13 protein-coding genes are annotated in these 17,377 nt (G+C 71.1%); 3 read left to right on the forward strand and 10 right to left on the reverse strand.

The window, feature by feature from the left end:
• Positions 1–201 precede the first annotated feature (201 nt).
• The 3 genes from RCR19_RS05410 to RCR19_RS05420 form a co-directional block, all read right to left on the reverse strand.
• Positions 202–1,047, reverse strand: a complete 846-nt coding sequence (locus RCR19_RS05410; protein WP_331264037.1) for an LLM class flavin-dependent oxidoreductase — start codon at positions 1,045–1,047, stop codon at positions 202–204.
• 169 nt (positions 1,048–1,216) lie between these two features.
• A complete protein-coding gene (locus tag RCR19_RS05415) occupies positions 1,217–2,860 on the reverse strand; it encodes an ABC-F family ATP-binding cassette domain-containing protein (RefSeq protein ID WP_331264038.1) in 1,644 nt (547 codons plus the stop codon).
• Between the two features lie 85 nt (positions 2,861–2,945).
• On the reverse strand, positions 2,946–3,965 hold the full coding sequence (locus tag RCR19_RS05420; RefSeq protein WP_331264039.1) for an oxidoreductase: 1,020 nt from the start codon (positions 3,963–3,965) through the stop codon (positions 2,946–2,948).
• Between the two features lie 66 nt (positions 3,966–4,031).
• Here RCR19_RS05420 and RCR19_RS05425 point away from each other — a divergent pair, with 66 nt between their 5' ends.
• Positions 4,032–5,015, forward strand: a complete 984-nt coding sequence (locus tag RCR19_RS05425) for an FAD-dependent oxidoreductase (RefSeq protein WP_331264040.1) — start codon at positions 4,032–4,034, stop codon at positions 5,013–5,015.
• Between the two features lie 18 nt (positions 5,016–5,033).
• Here the strand turns inward: RCR19_RS05425 and RCR19_RS05430 are convergent, their stop codons facing one another.
• Positions 5,034–6,989: a Xaa-Pro dipeptidyl-peptidase gene (locus tag RCR19_RS05430; RefSeq protein WP_331264041.1), complete on the reverse strand. Its 1,956-nt coding sequence runs from the start codon at positions 6,987–6,989 to the stop codon at positions 5,034–5,036.
• Positions 6,990–7,206: 217 nt separating this feature from the next.
• On the opposite strand from RCR19_RS05430, the gene RCR19_RS05435 reads away from it, so the two are divergent.
• Positions 7,207–8,700 carry a M1 family metallopeptidase gene (locus tag RCR19_RS05435; RefSeq protein ID WP_331264042.1) on the forward strand — a complete coding sequence of 498 codons (1,494 nt, stop codon included), beginning with the start codon at positions 7,207–7,209 and terminating at the stop codon, positions 8,698–8,700.
• Positions 8,701–8,739: 39 nt separating this feature from the next.
• On the opposite strand, the gene RCR19_RS05440 is transcribed toward RCR19_RS05435, so the two are convergent.
• The 3 genes from RCR19_RS05440 to RCR19_RS05450 are packed head-to-tail and all read right to left on the reverse strand — an operon-like array spanning position 8,740 to position 11,655.
• Positions 8,740–9,657 carry an adenosine kinase gene (locus tag RCR19_RS05440; RefSeq protein ID WP_331264043.1) on the reverse strand — a complete coding sequence of 306 codons (918 nt, stop codon included), beginning with the start codon at positions 9,655–9,657 and terminating at the stop codon, positions 8,740–8,742.
• On the reverse strand, positions 9,654–10,145 hold the full coding sequence (locus RCR19_RS05445; protein ID WP_331264044.1) for an Appr-1-p processing protein: 492 nt from the start codon (positions 10,143–10,145) through the stop codon (positions 9,654–9,656). Before RCR19_RS05445 ends, RCR19_RS05440 begins: the two co-directional genes overlap by 4 nt.
• A gap of 43 nt (positions 10,146–10,188) precedes the next feature.
• Entirely contained in the window at positions 10,189–11,655 is a 1,467-nt protein-coding gene (locus tag RCR19_RS05450; RefSeq protein ID WP_331264045.1) for an amino acid permease, read from the reverse strand.
• A 255-nt stretch (positions 11,656–11,910) separates the two neighbouring features.
• Between RCR19_RS05450 and RCR19_RS05455 the strand changes: the two genes are divergently transcribed.
• Positions 11,911–12,624, forward strand: a complete 714-nt coding sequence (locus tag RCR19_RS05455) for a MerR family transcriptional regulator (protein ID WP_331264046.1) — start codon at positions 11,911–11,913, stop codon at positions 12,622–12,624.
• Between the two features lie 21 nt (positions 12,625–12,645).
• On the opposite strand, the gene RCR19_RS05460 is transcribed toward RCR19_RS05455, so the two are convergent.
• The 3 genes from RCR19_RS05460 to RCR19_RS05470 are packed head-to-tail and all read right to left on the reverse strand — an operon-like array spanning position 12,646 to position 17,242.
• The gene (locus RCR19_RS05460) at positions 12,646–14,832 is read right to left on the reverse strand and encodes a 3-hydroxyacyl-CoA dehydrogenase NAD-binding domain-containing protein (protein WP_331264047.1); all 2,187 of its coding nucleotides are present in this window, start codon (positions 14,830–14,832) and stop codon (positions 12,646–12,648) included.
• A 31-nt stretch (positions 14,833–14,863) separates the two neighbouring features.
• A complete protein-coding gene (locus RCR19_RS05465) occupies positions 14,864–16,078 on the reverse strand; it encodes an acetyl-CoA C-acetyltransferase (protein WP_331264048.1) in 1,215 nt (404 codons plus the stop codon).
• 21 nt (positions 16,079–16,099) lie between these two features.
• Entirely contained in the window at positions 16,100–17,242 is a 1,143-nt protein-coding gene (locus tag RCR19_RS05470; RefSeq protein WP_331264049.1) for an acyl-CoA dehydrogenase family protein, read from the reverse strand.
• Between the last annotated feature and the right edge of the window lie 135 nt (positions 17,243–17,377).

Raw genomic sequence — 17,377 nt, forward strand, 5'->3', positions numbered from 1 at the left:
CCACCGGGCAGCGGCCCGCCGGCGACTGCCTGCTCCCGGGCGGCGCGACGTGGTGGGAGGACGGTCGGGACCGGCCCGGGCGCGCGGCGGCGGAAGCGGGCGGAGCGGCTCGGCGAACGCCGCGGCTCCGGGGTCGCGCCCCCGGAGACAGAGCGGGCCACGGAACTGTCCGCGCGCGGCGTCCGCCGGTGTGTCGGGGCCTCACAGGACGTCGGCGAGCCGGTCCACCTGGGCCGGGTCGAGGCCGTAGCAGTAGAGCATGACCTCGTCGGCGCCGAGGTCGGCGAATCCGGTGATCGCGTCGCGGATCTCCACCGGTGTGGTGAGCATGCCAGCGGCCATCCGGTCGGCCGTGCCGGTGAAGGCGTAATAGTCGTGCATGGCCGCCCGGGCCTCGTCGATCAGCGCTTCCGGTCCGAGGGCGATGTTGATCTGAGCGACGATGCGGGGCTCCCCCTCACGGCCGTACTCGTGCCAGAAGTGGCGGACCGCGTCGAACAGGCCGCCCGCCCAGGAGGGCGGAGCGGCGGCGAGGAACCCGTCACCCCACCGCGCGACGCGTTCGAGCGCGACGGGCCTGAAGCCGCCGAAGAGCACCTCCGGTCCACCGGGACGGGCGGGCAGGGGACCGATGGGGCCGACGCCCTCGCCGTACGGCTCGCCGGCCCACAGCCTGCGCAGCACCCTCATCTGTTCGTCGAGGCGCCGGCCCCGGGTCCGGATGTCGACGCCCGTGGCCCTGTGGTCGTCGTGCCGGCCGCCGATGCCGAGACCGAGGACCAGACGGCCACCGGTCATCCGGTCCACGGTGGCGGCCTGCTTGGCGAGCAGGGCGGTGTCGCGCAGCGGAGCGAGCAGTACCTCGGTCTGCACCCGGATGCGCGAGGTGGCTCCGGCGAGCACGGCGAGCGCCACCAGCGGTTCGGGGTTGTCGTAGACGAACCGGTCGAGCAGGCCGAGGGTGCTGAAGGGCCCTGCGTCGGCGCGCCGCGCCCAGTCGAGCAATGCGGTCGGGTCGCCGATGGGCAGGCCGATACCGATGTGCATGAGGAGACCTCCGGGAGGAAGGGTCGGCAAAGACTGCTGCCGCCCCTCCGGCACCTCAGCGAGGTGGGACGCGCCCGCTCTGCGGCGTACTCCGGGGGAGCGTCTCGTCGAAGTGGACTCACCCTAGGGCGCACGCCTCCGGCGGAACAAGCCGATTACGGCCGCGCGGTCACCGGTGTTCCGTCACCTTGCCGTCCGCCACCTCCAGGCGGCGGTTCACCTGGACGGCGTCCAGCATCCGGCGGTCGTGGGTGACCAGGAGCAGAGTGCCCTCGTAGGAGTCCAGGGCCGATTCCAGCTGCTCGATGGCCGGGAGATCGAGGTGGTTCGTCGGCTCGTCGAGGACGAGGAGGTTCACGCCCCTGCCCTGGAGAAGGGCCAGTGCCGCCCGTGTGCGCTCGCCCGGGGAAAGGGTCGAGGCCGGGCGCAGGACGTGTTCCGCCTTCAGGCCGAACTTGGCGAGCAGCGTACGCACCTCGACCGGCTCCGTGTCGGGGACGGCGGCGCTGAACGCGTCCAGCAGGGTCTCGGGGCCGTGGAAGAGCCCGCGCGCCTGGTCGACCTCGCCGACCAGGACCCCCGAACCGAGCGCGGCATGGCCCGAGTCCAGCGGGACACGGCCGAGCAGCGCGCCGAGCAGCGTCGACTTGCCCGCGCCGTTGGCACCGGTCACCGCCACCCGGTCCGCCCAGTCGAGCTGCAGCGACACCGGACCGAACGTGAAGTCGCCGTGCCGCACCTGCGCGTCCCGCAGCGTGGCCACGACGGAACCCGAACGGGGAGCCGCCGCGATCTCCATGCGCAGCTCCCACTCCTTCCGGGGTTCCTCGACGACCTCGAGGCGCTCGATCATGCGCTGCGTCTGCCGGGCTTTCGCGGCCTGCTTCTCGCTGGCCTCGCTGCGGAACTTGCGGCCGATCTTGTCGTTGTCGTTGCCCGACTTGCGCCGCGCGTTCCTGACCCCCTTGTCCATCCAGGACCGCTGCATCTGGGCCCGGTCCTGGAGGGCGGACTTCTTGTCGGCGTACTCCTCGTAGTCGTCGCGGGCGTGCCTGCGCGCCGTCTCCCGCTCCTCCAGGTAGGCCTCGTAGCCACCGCCGTACAGATTGATCTGCCGCTGCGCGAGGTCCAGCTCGAGGACCTTGGTGGCCGTGCGGGTGAGGAACTCGCGGTCGTGGCTGACGACCACCGTGCCGGCCCGCAGCCCCGCGACGAAGTGCTCCAGGCGCTCCAGACCGTCGAGATCGAGGTCGTTGGTGGGCTCGTCCAGCAGGAACACGTCGTAGCGGGAGAGCAGCAGCGAGGCGAGGCCGGCACGGGCCGCCTGGCCGCCGGACAGGGCGGTCATCCGCTGGTCGAGACCGACGCCCAGGCCGAGGGAGTCGGCGACCTCCTCGGCACGTTCGTCGAGGTCCGCACCGCCGAGCCCGAGCCAGCGCTCCAGGCTCTCGGCGTACGCGTCGTCGGCTCCGGGCGTCCCGTCGACGAGCCCCTGTGTCGCCTCGTCCATCAGACGCTGCGCCTCGGCCACGCCGGTGCGGCGCGCCAGAAACGCGCGTACCGTCTCACCCGGCCTGCGGTCCGGCTCCTGCGGGAGGTGGCCGACCGTCGCGGTCGGCGGGGACAGGCGCAGTTCCCCCCGCTCCGGGGCGAGCACTCCGGCGAGCATCCGCAGCAGGGTGGACTTGCCGGCCCCGTTGGCACCGACGAGCCCGATCACGTCCCCGGGCGCGACGACGAGGTCGAGCCCGGAGAAGAGCGAACGGTCACCGTGCCCGGCGGTGAGGTCCTTGGCGACGAGAGTGGCAGTCATCAGACCGCCGATCCTAACGAGCGCGGGACGGCGGTCCCAACGGCAGGAGCCTCGGGCCGGACCGCAGGGCGCCGCTCCGGGCCGCTCAGCTCGCCACCGCCGCCACCAGCACTCCGGCGGACGTCCGGGCCACCACATGGGCCTCCCCCCTGGTGGCCCTCGGGCCGAGGGCGATGCGATGGCGGCCCGTCGCCAGCATTCCGTCGAAGACCTCACGGATGTGGACGCGGTGCAGTCGGTCCAGGCGGTACGTGGTGAGGCCGACCCGGCAGGTGGCACCGACCTCGAGGTCCGCCGTGCCGTCGGCGGCCGTCAGGCGGACGAGCCGGCGCCGCTGCGGCGGATTGCGGTCCAGCGCCTGCTCGACCTGGGCGACGAGGAGCGGGACGACGGGGGCCGGTCCGTCGACGTACGCCACCTCGACCCCTGCACGCTCGAACGAGTCCCGGACACCGGCGCGTTCCCGTTCGCCGACCGCGTCCCCGAAGACGACCGCGCCGTACCCGCGCAGTTCCTCGGCGAGCACGTCCGTGGCGTCCTGCGTGATGTCCGCACCGATGCCGATGGTCCGCAGTGCGGCGGCGAGCCGGGCCGGGCCGGCGACGCGCGGGCCGATCAGCAGCACCCGGCTCCGTTCGGCCGCACCACCGTCGAGCAGGGCACGCAGGGCACGGCGGTACTCCTCGCCGTGGAAGCGGAACGGCCCTGTTCCCGGGCAGCCGTTCAGCTCCAGGTCCACCCGCTCGTCGCTCTGCCGGACGAAGTCCCGCCAGACGACGTCGTCACCGTCGTTCTCGATCACCGCGGTCACGGCGCCGCAGGCCAGGTCCGCGCACTCCGGGCAGCCGTAGATGATGTGGCGACCGCCGGCGAGAGGCGCACCGGTCTCCAGCAGCAGGGCGCGCACCTGGGCGGTGAGGACGGCGGGCGGCAGGTCGCAGGCGAGCGGGGAGACGGCGTCCAGGTCGGGGAGCCGGAACAGCAGCGGACGTCCGTCCACGACGAAGTCGATGAAGTCCCGGTGCACTTGACGGTCACCGTTGGCGAGGACGCCACCGGTGCGCATCGCCGGCGCCAGGCCGAAGGTCGCGTACTCGGCAGACATGTGGTGAGTATCCCCGCACTCGCGGTGCAGTGAGCGCGGCGGCGCACATTCGGCTAGCGTCCCCGCGTGACGAGAGACCAGAGCGGTGATGTGATCGTGGTCGGCGGCGGCGTCATCGGTTTGACGACGGCGATCGTCCTGGCCAGGAGCGGCCGGCGGGTACGGGTGTGGGCGAGGGAACCCGCCGAGCGGGCCACCTCGGCGGTCGCCGGAGCACTGTGGTGGCCCTACCGGATCCGGCCCGAGTCCCTCGTCGGCGACTGGGCACTGGAATCACTCGCCGTGTACCGGGAGCTGGCGGAGCGGCCCGAGGAGACGGGCGTACGCCTGGTCGAGGGCGTACACGGCGAGACGCGCCTGGACGGGCTCGGGGCCTGGGCCGCGGGCATCGACGGTCTGCGGGCCGCCACGGACGCCGAGTACCCGGGAACGGGGCTGTGGGGACGGCTCCCCCTGATCGACATGTCGACTCATCTTCCCTGGTTGCGCGAGCAGTTGCTGCGGGCAGGCGGCAGGGCCGAGGAACGGGCCGTCACGGATCTGGCGGAGCCGGCCGCCGAGGCACCGGTCGTGGTCAACTGCACCGGCCTGGGGGCTCGCGAGCTGGCCGGGGATCCCCTGGTGCATCCGGTACGCGGGCAGCTCGTCGTGGTGGAGAACCCCGGGATCACGACCTGGCTCACCTCGGTGGACCACTCGTCGAAGGCGAGCACGTACATCCTCCCCCAGCCCGGCGGGCTGATCCTGGGCGGCACCGCCGAGGAGGACGACTGGTCGCTGACACCCGATCCGCGCACGGCCGCGGCGATCGTGGCGCGGTGCGCGGCGGTGCGGCCCGAGATCGCAGGAGCCCGCGTCCTCCAGCACCGGGTGGGGCTGCGACCGGCCCGCGACACCGTCCGGCTGGAACGCGAGGTGCTGCCCGACGGTGGGACGGTGGTGCACAACTACGGGCACGGGGGTGCGGGCGTCACGGTGGCGTGGGGGTGTGCACGTCGGGCGGCCGGGCTGGTGGGCCCGGCCGCCCGACGTGCCGTCAGCGGTGCTTAGCCGGTGTGCGCGGCATGGTCACCGGACGTCCCCCGGAACCCGGTGGGCGGTGTGCGGGGTCCGCACACCGCCCCGGGCGGCGGACCCGGGCGCGGCCGCGGGGGAGCCCGAGGCGGCGCGGTCGAAGGCCGCCGCCCCACCGACCAGCGGCACACGGGCGCTCGTACGGGACAGGTCCACGGTCAGGGTCGGGGTGTCGGCCGGTGGGTCGATGAGATCCCGGTCGGTGCCCGCGACGATCAGTGCGAGCCGGTGGCCCTTCGGGACGACGTGGTCGGTGGCGGCCAGGTCGAGTGTGATCGTGTACGCCCTGCCCGGGGTGAGCGGGAGGCCCTTGCGGTCCGAGGCGTAGTTGCCGAGGTCGGCCCAGCCACGGCTGAACACCGTGGAGCCCACGTCGGTCTTCTTGGCCTGGGTGGCCCTGAAACAGGCGCTGTCGCCCGTCGTGCTCGCACCCCAGCAGGTGCGGTCGGTGAGCGTTGTGATGCCCTCGCCGGAGTCGGCGTAGTCCCGGATGATGTCGGGCCCGAGATCGACCAGCACGGCGGAGAGATGGGCCGTGGGGGTGGTCGGTGTCACGGTGACGGTGACCGTGGAGGAGCCGGAGACCCGCAGGTCCCTCGACAGGGGCGCGGTGAGGAAGCCGGCCTTGCCCGGGGTGGATTCGTCGATGTGTGCGGCCCAGTCGGTCTCGCTCAGCTTCGGATCGTCGGTGAACGTCTCGGTGCCCCTGCCGGTCCGCAGCCCGAGGGTGCCGACGCCCGCCGTGGTGCCCCGGCCCGGCCGCAGGGTGGTGGTCGCCGTGTCCCGCGGCGGCCAGACGGCCGAGGTGGACCACTGGTCTGGGTGGCGTTCGATGTCGGCCATGGGCTCGTGATCGATGCCGTTGTCGTAGCCGAGGAGCTCGTGGTCGAACCAGCGGTGCAGGGTGTCCACCCACTCCGTGCGCCGGTAGTCGAAGGGGTCGACGTGCCCGGTCTGGGAGAGCCAGATCTTGCGCTCGACGCCGTTCTTCGCCAGCGCGTTCCACCACTGACCGAGGTGCTTGGTGCGGACGTTGAGGTCCTGCATGCCGTGCACGAGGAACACACTGGCCCGGACCTTGGCGGCGTCCTTCACGTAGTCGCGCTCGGTCCACTGCGGCGTCCAGTCGCCGGTGCGCGGTGCTCCCTCGACGAGCTTCTGCTGCACGGCGGCGCACCGGGCGCGGGCGTCGGGGCTGTCGACGTAGTCGGCGAGCCAGTCGGGGCCCGAGTCGTACAGGGGTGCGCCCTTGGCGAAGTAGTAGTCGTACCAGGAGGAGATGGAACTGATCGGCACGATGGTCTTCAGGCCCTTGACGCCCGTGGCCGCGACGCCGTTGGCGATGGTGCCGTCCCAGCTCTTGCCGATCATGCCGGTGCTGCCGTCGGTCCAGGACGCCTTCGCCGTGGTCGCACCGGTGCGGGTGGTGTACCCCTTGGCGCGGCCGTTCAGCCAGTCGACGACTGCCTTGGCGGACTGGATGTCGGAGCGGCCGCCGACGTCGACACAGCCGTCGGAGCGGTTGGTTCCGGCCAGGTCGACCCCGACGAAGGCGTAGCCGCGCGGCACGAAGTAGTTGTCGTAGAAGAGCGGCATCTGGACGACATGGCCCGCGGCGTCGTAGGTCTTCGTCTGGCTCTCGTTGCCGCGCCCGCAGCAGGAGTAGTACGGGCTGGCATCCATGATCACGGGGATTCGGCGCCCCTGGGCTGCGGGTTCGCGCGGCCGGACGATGTCGACGGCGACCCGGTCGGTACGGCCGTCGCCGTCGCCGTCCAGGCCGGTGTCCACCCAGACGGACTCACGGATGGCGTTCTCGTACGAGTACACGGGCCGGCTCTCCCGTGGCGCGCCGTGGGCGGCCGACGGCGTGAGGAAGGCGGCCAGCAGGGCGGCCGTGGCCGCCGTCGCGAGTGGTCTCCAGATCGTGAAGCGCGTACGTTTCGGCATGCGCGGGACGGTACATGGGTCAACTCCCGTGCAGAAGAGGGCAACTGACGACCTGCCGGACAGGCGCGGCGCGACGGCCGGGAGCGTCCCGAGGGACGCCGTGGACCATGACGGCCGAATGGCGATCGTATGACAGGGGGTGCCATGGACATGCTCAGGCGGTCGGGGACTGAATAGGGTCCGAACCGATCTCGTGCCCCTATGACTTGGAGCTCTCGTGCACCGCAGACTCATCGCCCCGGGCGCGCTCGCGGCGGCTTCCTTGTTGCTGGCGATCCCGGCATCGGCCGCCGACGACCGGCCCGGCGCACCGGGTATCGGCGACTCCTATTACCCGTACTACGGCAACGGCGGCTACGACGTCTCCCACTACGACATCCGGCTCACCTACCGGCCGCAGACGGACGAACTGGAGGGCACGACCACCCTCCTCGCCACCACCACGCAGAACCTGTCCCGGTTCGACCTGGACTTCCTGCTCGATGTGAGCGAGGTCCGGGTGAACGGCGCGAAGGCGGCGTTCACCACGTCCGGACAGCACGAGCTGGAGATCACCCCGGCCCGTGCGCTGCCGAAGGGCACCGCGATCACCGTCGTGGTGCGGTACAGCGGGGTGCCGTCCACGAAGAGCGCGTACGGCTTCTCCACCTGGCACCGCACCCCGGACGGCGCGGTCGCGGCCGACGAGCCCGAGTCCGCGTGGTGGTGGTTCCCCAGCAACGATCATCCGCTCGACAAGGCGACCTACGACGTGTCGGTGGCGGTGCCGAAGGGCACACAGGCGATCTCGAACGGCACGCTGCAGTCGACCGTCTCCGGGCCCGGTACGACCCGGTACAACTGGCGCTCCGACAAGCCGCAGGCGACCTATCTCACCACGCTCGCGATCGGCAGGTTCGACATCACGACGGGGAGGACGTCGAGCGGCGTCCCGGTCGTCAACGCCTACAGCAAGGACCTCGGTGCGGACGACGGCGCCGCGCGGGCGAGCGTGGAGCGGACCGGCGAGATCGTCGACTGGCTGACCGGCCGCTTCGGGCCGTATCCCTTCAACTCGGTCGGCGGGTACGTCCCCGACACGACCACCGGGTACGCGCTGGAGACACAGACTCGTGTGTACTACAGCCCCCGGCAGTTCGCGGGCGGCTCGAACACGTCCGTGGTCGTGCACGAACTGGCGCACCAGTGGTTCGGCGACGACGTGTCGCTGAAGGGCTGGAAGGACATCTGGATCAACGAGGGGTTCGCACGCTACGCCCAGTGGCTGTGGTCCGAGCACGAGGGCGAGGGCACCGCGCAGGAGCTGGCGGACTACGTGTACGCCTCGCATCCGGCTGAGGACGCCTTCTGGACCGTCGCGCCGGGTGACCCGGGGCCCGACAACCAGTTCGACATCGCGGTGTACGACCGGGGCGCGCTCGCCGTGCAGGCACTGCGGAACGAGATCGGGGACGACGCGTTCTTCGCCGTCCTGAAGGGCTGGCCGAAGAAGCACGCGTACGGCAACGCCTCGGTCGCGGACTTCCGGGCGTACGCGGAGAAGGTGTCGGGGAAGCCGTTGGCCGAACTCTTCGACACCTGGCTGTTCCGGCCGACGAAGCCCGCCGCGCCCGCGGCGCAGGGCGCGGCAGTCGCGCAGCGCGCCACCGCCCCCGTACCGCCGAAGTCGTGGAAGAGGATCGAGGCGACGAACGACGTGCACGGAGGCTGATGCCGAGCCGGGCGGCGTGGGCCGGGTGCCTGCGCCGCCTCACCGCAGGGCCGACTCCGCCTCCGCCGCCCGGGTCAGCAGTTCTTCCCGGCCTGCCGCCGCCGTCCGTGTGGCCGGCACCGTGCAGGCGTGGGCTCCGGCCACCGCGCCGTAGAGCGCGCACCGCCGGGGCGGCTCCCCGCTCAGAAGGCCGAAGAGGAAACCGGCCGCGAAGGCGTCGCCCGCGCCGTTGGAGTCCACCACCGGGGCGGGCGGGGCAACGGCTGGGACATGGGTCACCTCGTCGTCGGACAGGAGGTACGCCCCCTCGGCTCCGGCCGTGGCGACGACGATCCGCGCCCGGCCGCGCTCCACGAGGTGCCGCATGGTCCGCTCCGGATCGGTGAGACGGGCGGTGGACACGAAGACGACGTCCGCGGCGCGGGCGAATGGCTCGTGATACGCATTCTCGCCGTCCCAGTCGTGCAGATCGGTGGACAGGGTGACCCCGGTGTCACGCAGCACGGGCAAGGCGTGGGCGGCCGGATGGGTGATCGCGACATGGACGTGCCGGCTGCCGTCCGCCAGCGCCCGGAGCACCGGCTCGGGGAACCGGTCCTCGCTGTGCGAACGGCTCGCGTCGTACAGGGACAGCCGCCGCCCGTCGGGGCCGACGAGGTTGACGGCGCGCTTCGTGCCGGCGGGCTGGGGTATCACGGTGAGCCCGACGCCCCGGTCGCGGTGCAGGGCACGGACCAGTTCCCCCTCGGGGTCGTCGCCGAGCATGTCGAGGTGATGGGTGCGAAGCCCGAGGGCGCTCAGCCCCAGCGCCACGAAGTCCCCGGTCTGCCCGGCCCGGGTCTCGATCCCGGACCGGATCATGTAACTGTCCGCATACGGGAGCGGCAGTTCCGGCACGTACACGATGGTGTCCACCCCGGCCCCGCCCACGACGAGCACATCGCTGTCCCGGCTCAACTCGGCTCCTCCTCCGGGTCGTACACGGTCACGTGCACGCCACGCCTCAGGAGCCGCTCGCTGATCAACGGCTCCACGCGGGACCAGGTGCCCCCCGCGAGCCCACACCCTATGCGCGGCATATGGACGCGGGCGCCGAGGTCCAGCGCCCGAGGGGCCAGCGCCGCGAGTGCCGTACCGATCGCCTCGTACCGCACGGGTACGGTCCCGCGGCCACGCCTGCGTATCCCCCGCTGCCCGATCAGATTGGCCACCCATACGTCGGTCTCGACCCGGACGACCTGGACGGCGCCCAGACCGAAGTCGTTCGTCTCCCGGGCCCTGTACCAGGCGCGGTACGCCGCTTCCGGCTCCGGCCAGCGCTCGGAGACCGCCCTCACGAAGCCGCGCCCCCAGCCCCCGACGTCGTTGCACACATGGGCGACCACCTTCGCGCCCTCGCCCGAAGGCACGGTGGCGTCACCCCGGACATACAGGATCTCCGACATGACGCAACCGTAGGGACCACCACTGACAGTGGCCGGTGAGCTGCTACTCCGTGAACCCGGTCAGCTCCCGGTCCGCCGCCTTCGCGATGCGCCGGCGCAGTGCGAACCAGCCGCCGACGAGCATGACGGCGATCACGGGCACGAGCATCAGCGTCTTGCGGCCGACGTCGGGGTCGTTCCACATCAGGCCGAGCACGGCCAGCAGGAAGGCGACGGTGACGATCTCGGTGACCGGGCTGCCGGGCAGCCGGAAGGACGGCCGGGTGAGCCGGCCCTCCCGGGCGCGGCGCACGAACACCAGGTGGCAGACCATGATGATCACCCAGGTGCTGATCACACCGAGCGAGGCCACGTTCAGCACTATCTCGAAGGCCTGGCTCGGCACGAAGTAGTTCAGGGCGACGCCGAGGACGCACACCGCGCAGGTGAGCAGGATGCCGCCGTAGGGCACCTGGCTGCGGTTCATCCGTGCCGTGAACCTCGGCGCCGAGCCCGCCACGGCCATGGAGCGCAGGATGCGGCCGGTGGAGTACAGGCCCGAGTTCAGCGAGGACATCGCGGCGGTCAGCACGACCAGGTTCATCACGTCGCCCGCGCCCTGGACTCCGATCTTCGACAGCACGGTGACGAACGGGCTCTGGTCCGCCGAGTACACCGAGCCGGGCAGCAGCAGCGCGAGCAGCACCACGGAGCCGACGTAGAAGAGGCCCACCCGCCACATGATCGAGTTCACGGCGCGCGGAACGACCTTCTCCGGCCGGTCGGTCTCGCCGGCGGCGACGCCGACCAGCTCCAGGGCCGCGTAGGCGAAGATCACGCCCTGCATCACGATGACGACGGGCATGACCCCGTGCGGAAGGATCCCCCCGTGGTCGGTGATCACGCTCAGACCCGGCTTGGTGCCGTCCACGTCGTGTTGCGTGGCCAGCAGGAAGATGCCGACGAACATGAAGCACACCAGGGTGGCGACCTTGATGATCGCGAACCAGAACTCCATCTCACCGAAGATCTTCACCGAGATCAGGTTCACCGCCAGCACGACCGCGAGCGCGATGAGGGCGAGCACCCACTGCGGGACGGAGGTGAAGAAGCTCCAGTAGTGCGTGTAGAGCGCGATGGCGGTGATGTCCGCGATACCGGTCGTCGACCAGTTGAGGAAGTACATCCAGCCGGCGACGTACGCGCCCTTCTCGCCGAGGAACTCGCGGGCGTAGGACACGAAGGACCCGGACGACGGCCGGTACAGGACCAGCTCACCGAGGGCGCGGACCACGAAGAAGGCGAAGACGCCGCAGACCAGATAGGCCAGGGCGAGGGCCGGACCCGCGCTGTGCAGCCGTCCGCCGGCGCCGAGGAAGAGTCCGGTCCCGATGGCGCCGCCGATCGCGATCATGTTGACGTGGCGGGCCTTGAGGTCCTTGCTGTAACCGGCGTCGCCGGCGTCCGCGGGCGTCCGGGCCGCATCGCGCTGGGATGGGACCGCGGCCGTGTTCACGGCGTCCTTGCTCACGAGTGGATCTACTCTCTGGTGCGCCCGTCGCCCAGCTGCTGCGCGGGTGTCCGGATGGGGCTCGGCCCGGACCACCCCTGACGTGGCACAGACCAAGGCGCCACCTTCCCCCGAAGATCGCCGGGCATGCGATGGTGCACGTCACATGGGGGCACTTCTCACATGAAGTCCACCTTGGCGTCACCTGGCGGCCACGTTGCCGTGCAGCACCCGCTCAGGTGTCACAGCAGTGGTGGGACAGCGATACTGCTGCACATGACGACCGAGACCGAGGAGCCGGCACTCACCGTCGACGAGCTGGCCGCACGGGCCGGGGTCACGGTCCGCACCGTTCGCTTCTACAGCGCCAAGGGCCTGCTGCCGCCGCCCGTGATCGGCCCGCGGCGGGTGGGGCACTACGGTTCCGGGCACCTGGCCCGGCTTGCTCTCATCGAGGAGTTGCAGCGCCAGGGCATGACACTGGCGGCCATCGAGCGCTACATGCAGCAGCTGCCGGGAGACCTGTCCCCCAGGGACCTGGCCATCCACCGCGCCGTCGTGGCGTCCTGGGCGCCGGACGCGACGGAGACGATGACTCGCGCGGAGCTCGAACGCCGGGCGGGACGGCCGCTCGGCGAGGAGGAGGTGGAGCGGCTCACGGCGATGAACGTGGCCGTGCCGCGCGACGGCGCGTACCGCGTGGATCCGGGGCTCCTCCGGCTCGGCGTCCAGCTCCTCGACGTGCCCTTCGGCCTCGAGACGATCCTCGCGGCCCGCGGCGTGCTCATCGAACATTCGCGGGCGGCGGCGCACGAGCTGTCGTGCCTGTTCCGCGACGCGGTCGCGGACAGCGACTCCACGGCCGTGAAGTCACTGTCCGCCCATATGCATCCGCTGGTGGTGCAGGCCCTGCTCACCACCTTCCAGCGCTCCCTGAGGGAGGAGCTGCGCAAATGGCTCCCGGACACGGGACCGCACGGGGACCTGTGACCCCGTGCGCCCCGGCCCGTGTCAGCCCGCGTCGGTGAACCGCTCGCCCTTGTCCGCCTTCTCCACCAGCAGCGCGGGCGGGGTGAACCGCTCGCCGTACCGCTCGGCGAGCTCCCGGGCACGGGCCACGAAGGCGGGGAGACCGGCGCCGTCGGCGTAGCCGTTGATGTACTGCAGGACACCACCGGTCCAGCCGGGGAAGCCGATGCCGAAGATCGAGCCGATGTTGGCGTCGGCGACGGACGTCAGCACGCCCTCCTCCAGAAGCCGGACGGTGTCCAGCGCCTCGGAGAACAGCATGCGCTCCTGCATGTCCTCGAACGGGATCGTGCGGCCCGGCTCGGTGAAGTGCTCCCGCAGGCCCGGCCACAGCCGCCCGCGCTTGCCGTCCTCGCCGTACTCGTAGAAGCCGGCGCCCCCGCTGCGGCCGGGCCGGCCGAACTCGTCGACCATGCGGTCGATGACGGCCTCGGCCGGGTGCGGGGCCCAGGTGCCGCCCGACTCCTCGACGGCCCGCTTGGACTCGTTGCGGATCTTCCGCGGCAGGGTCAGCGTCAGCTCGTCCATCAGGGAGAGGACCTTGGCCGGATAGCCGGCCTGGGCCGCCGCCTGCTCGACGGACGCGGGCTCGATGCCCTCGCCGACCATGGCGACGCCCTCGTTGATGAAGTGCCCGATCACCCGGGAGGTGAAGAAGCCGCGCGAGTCGTTGACGACGATCGGCGTCTTGTTGATCCGGCGGACCAGGTCGAAGGCACGGGCCAGTGCCTCCTCGCCGGTCCGCTCCCCCTTGATGATCTCGACGAGCGGCATCTTGTCGACCGGCGAGAAGAAGTGCAGCCCGATGAAGTCGGACTGCCGCTGCACACCCTCGGCCAGCGCGGTGATCGGCAGCGTCGAGGTGTTGGAGCACAGCAGCGCGTCCGGCTCGACGACGTTCTCGATCTCCTGGAACACCTTGTGCTTGAGCGTCGAGTCCTCGAACACCGCCTCGATGACGGTGTCACAACCCGCGAGGTCGGCCGCCTCGGCGGTGGGCGTGATACGAGCGAGCAGGGCGTTCGCCTTCTCCTGGGTCGTACGCCCCCTGCCGACCGCCTTGGCGCACAGCTTCTCGGAGTACTCCTTGCCCTTGACGGCCGCTTCCAGCGACACGTCCTTCAGGACGACCTCGATACCCGCGCGGGCGCACGAGTAGGCGATACCCGCGCCCATCATCCCGGCGCCCAGCACGGCGACCTTGCGGACCTGCCGGGGCTCGACGCCCTTCGGCCGGTTGGCGCCGGAGTTGACTGCCTGGAGGTCGAAGAAGAACGCCTGGATCATGTTCTTCGCGGTCTGCCCGGTGACCAGCTCGGTGAAGTAGCGCGCCTCGATGGTCAGGGCGGTCTCGAAGTCGACCTGGGAGCCCTCCACCGCGGCCGCGAGGATATTGCGCGGGGCGGGGTAGGGAGCGCCGTTCAGCTGCTTCTTCAGATTGGCCGGGAACGCGGGCAGGTTGGCCGCGAACTTCGGGTTGGACGGCGTACCGCCCGGGATCTTGTAGCCCGGCTGGTCCCAGGGCTGCCGGGACTCGGGGTGGGCGTCGATGAAGGCGCGGGCCTTCTCGAGCATCTCCTCGACGGTGGTGGCCACCTCGTGCACCAGGCCGTTCTCCAGGGCGCGCCGCGGCGCGTACTGGGTGCCCTGGAGGAGCACCTTCAGCAGGGCGTCGGCGATGCCCATGAGGCGTACGGTGCGGGTGACGCCGCCGCCGGCCGGCAGCAGACCGAGGGTGACCTCGGGCAGGCCGATCTTGGAGCCGGGGGCGTCCAGGGCGATGCGGTGGTGGGAGGCGAGGGCGATCTCGTAACCGCCGCCGAGGGCCGCGCCGTTGATGGCCGCGACGACCGGCTTGCCGAGGGTCTCGATGCGTCGCAGGGAACTCTTGATCGCGGTACCGGTGTCGAACGCCTGCCGGGCCTCGGCCGGCCCGACCTTCATCATGTCCTTCAGGTCGCCGCCCGCGAAGAAGGTCTTCTTGGCGGAGGTGTAGATGATGCCGCGGATGGAGTCCTTCTCGGCCTCGGCACGCTCGGCGATCGCCGCGATCGAGTCCCTGAACGCCTGGTTCATGGTGTTCGCGGACTGGTTGGGGTCGTCCAGGACGAGGGTGACGATCCCGCTGTCGTCCTGCTCCCAGCGGATGGTGGTGGACTCAGTGCTCATCAGGGTGCTCCGTAGGATCCGTTGGGGAAAGTCAGACGCGTTCGACGACGGTGGCGATGCCCATGCCGCCACCCACGCAGAGCGTGGCGAGGCCGTACCGCTTGTCCTGCCGCTCCAGTTCGTCCACCAGCGTGCCGAGGATCATGGCGCCGGTCGCACCGAGCGGGTGGCCGAGGGCGATGGCACCGCCGTTGACGTTGACCTTGTCCAGCGTGATCCCCATGTCCTTGACGAAGCGCAGCACGACCGCGGCGAACGCCTCGTTGATCTCGACGAGGTCGATGTCGTCGATCGTCAGCCCCGCCTTGGCGAGCGCCTTGCGGGTGGCGGGCGCGGGGCCGGTCAGCATGATCGTCGGCTCGGAGCCGGACACCGCGGCGGAGACGATCCGTGCCCGCGGCCGCAGCCCGTACCGCTCGCCGACCTCCTTGGAACCGATGGCGACCAGTGCCGCGCCGTCCACGATGCCCGAGGAGTTGCCCGCGTGGTGGACGTGGTCGATCTGCTCGACCCAGTGGTACTTCTGGAGCGCCACGGCGTCGAATCCGCCGAGTTCGCCGATGTCCGCGAAGGACGGCTTCAGCTTGGCCAGGGAGTCTGCCGTCGTACCCGGCCGCATGTGCTCGTCGTGGTCGAGGACGACGAGGCCGCTGCGGTCCGTGACCGGCACCACGGACCTCTCGAAGCGGCCGTCCTTCCAGGCGGCCGCGGCACGCTCCTGGGACAGGGCCGCGTACTCGTCGACGTCCCGCCGGGAGAAGCCCTCGATGGTGGCGATGAGGTCGGCGCCGATGCCCTGCGGCACGAAGTTGGTGGCCATGTTGGTCATCGGGTCGGCGAACCAGGCGCCGCCGTCGGAGGCCATGGGCACGCGTGACATCGACTCCACGCCGCCCGCCAGGACCAGGTCCTCCCAGCCCGAGCGGATCTTGGCGGCGGCCATGTTGACGGCCTCGAGACCGGAGGCACAGAACCGGTTCTCCTGGACACCGGCCACGGAGTCGGGCAGTCCGGCGGCGATGGCTGCGATACGGGCGATGTCGGAGCCCTGGTCGCCGACCGGGCCCACGACACCGAGCACGATGTCGTCGACGGCGGCCGGATCGAGGTCGGGGAACCGCCGCCGGACCTCGTGGATGAGTCCGGTCACCAGGTCGATGGGCTTGGTGCCGTGCAGGGCGCCGTTGGCCTTGCCGCGACCGCGCGGGGTGCGGATCGCGTCGTACACATACGCTTCGGTGCTCACTGGTAAGCCTTTCGGGGAGGGTCAGCCGAGCAGGGAACGTCCGATGATCTCCTTCATGATCTCGGTGGTCCCGCCGTAGATGGTCTGGATGCGGCCGTCGGTGAAGGCTCTGGCCACACGGTGCTCCGTCATGTAGCCGTAGCCGCCGTGCAGCTGGAGGCAGCGGTCCGCGACCCGCTTCTGCAGTTCGGTCGCCCACCACTTGGCCATGGAGGCGTGCACGGCGTCGAGTCCGCCGTCCGCGTGGTCGGCGATGCAGCGATCGAGGAAGGCGCGGGTGACGGCGCACTCGGTCGCCATCTCCGCCACTTCGAAGCGGATGTGCTGAAGTCTGGCGAGCGGCCGCCCGAAGGCCTCGCGTTCCTTCACGTACTCGGTGGTGATCTCCAGCAGGTGCTCGGCAGCGGCGATACCGGCGACGGCGATGTTCAGCCGCTCCTGCGCCAGGTTCGTCATCAGGTGCCCGAAGGCGCCGTGCAGGTCACCGAGCAGGTTGTCCTTGGGCACCCGCACGTCGTGGAAGAACAACTCGGCCGTGTCCTGCGCCTTCTGGCCGATCTTGTCGAGGTTGCGGCCGCGCTCGAAGCCCTCCGCCCCACGCTCGACGACGAGCAGCGACAGCCCGTGCGCCCCTCCCTCGGGAGTCGTCTTCGCCACGACGATCACGAGGTCGGCGAGGATCCCGTTGGAGATGAAGGTCTTGGAGCCGTTGAGCAGCCAGTGGTCGCCCCTGTCCTCGGCCCGGGTCCTTATGCCCTGGAGGTCGGAACCGGCCCCTGGCTCGGTCATGGCGATGGCCGTGATGATCGAGCCGTCGCAGAAGCCGGGCAGCCAGCGGCGCTTCTGCTCCTCGGTGGCCAGGCCCGTCAGATACGGGCCGATGATGTCGTTGTGCAGTCCGATCGCGAGCCCGGAGGCGCCGGCGCGCGTGAACTCCTCCACGAGGACGGCGCTGTAGCGGAAGTCCGGGGTGCCGCCGCCTCCGTACTCCTCCGGTACGGCGAGTCCGAGCAGCCCCTGCTTCCCGGCCGCCCGCCAGACGGCGCGGGAGACCACGCCGTCCCTCTCCCACCGCTCGTAGTGCGGCAGCACCTCCTTGGCGAGGAACACGCGCACGGTCTCGCGGAACGCCTCGTGCTCCGCGCTGTAGATCTGCCGCTTCATTGGGTGCACGTCCTCCTCGCAGCCGGTTCCCGGCGGTTTCGGCCGGCCGGGCCGGATCCCGGCACGGCGGCGCGACGTTCAGCATCTCGATCCCGGTGGCGCGCGGGGCCCTCGACACGCGCCCGGACACCGCTC

It is taken from the genome of Streptomyces sp. WAC07094, assembly GCF_036320405.1.
GTDB classification, from domain to species: Bacteria; Actinomycetota; Actinomycetes; order Streptomycetales; family Streptomycetaceae; genus Streptomyces; species Streptomyces lannensis.

Bases quoted from the DNA above. Each gene is read 5' to 3' on its own strand.
- RCR19_RS05410 (WP_331264037.1), bottom strand. From the start codon at position 1,047: ATGCACATCGGTATCGGCCTGCCCATCGGCGACCCGACCGCATTGCTC.
- RCR19_RS05415 (WP_331264038.1), bottom strand. From the start codon at position 2,860: ATGACTGCCACTCTCGTCGCCAAGGACCTCACCGCCGGGCACGGTGAC.
- RCR19_RS05420 (WP_331264039.1), bottom strand. From the start codon at position 3,965: ATGTCTGCCGAGTACGCGACCTTCGGCCTGGCGCCGGCGATGCGCACC.
- RCR19_RS05430 (WP_331264041.1), bottom strand. From the start codon at position 6,989: ATGCCGAAACGTACGCGCTTCACGATCTGGAGACCACTCGCGACGGCG.
- RCR19_RS05445 (WP_331264044.1), bottom strand. From the start codon at position 10,145: ATGTCGGAGATCCTGTATGTCCGGGGTGACGCCACCGTGCCTTCGGGC.
- RCR19_RS05455 (WP_331264046.1), top strand. From the start codon at position 11,911: ATGACGACCGAGACCGAGGAGCCGGCACTCACCGTCGACGAGCTGGCC.
- RCR19_RS05460 (WP_331264047.1), bottom strand. From the start codon at position 14,832: ATGAGCACTGAGTCCACCACCATCCGCTGGGAGCAGGACGACAGCGGG.
- RCR19_RS05470 (WP_331264049.1), bottom strand. From the start codon at position 17,242: ATGAAGCGGCAGATCTACAGCGCGGAGCACGAGGCGTTCCGCGAGACC.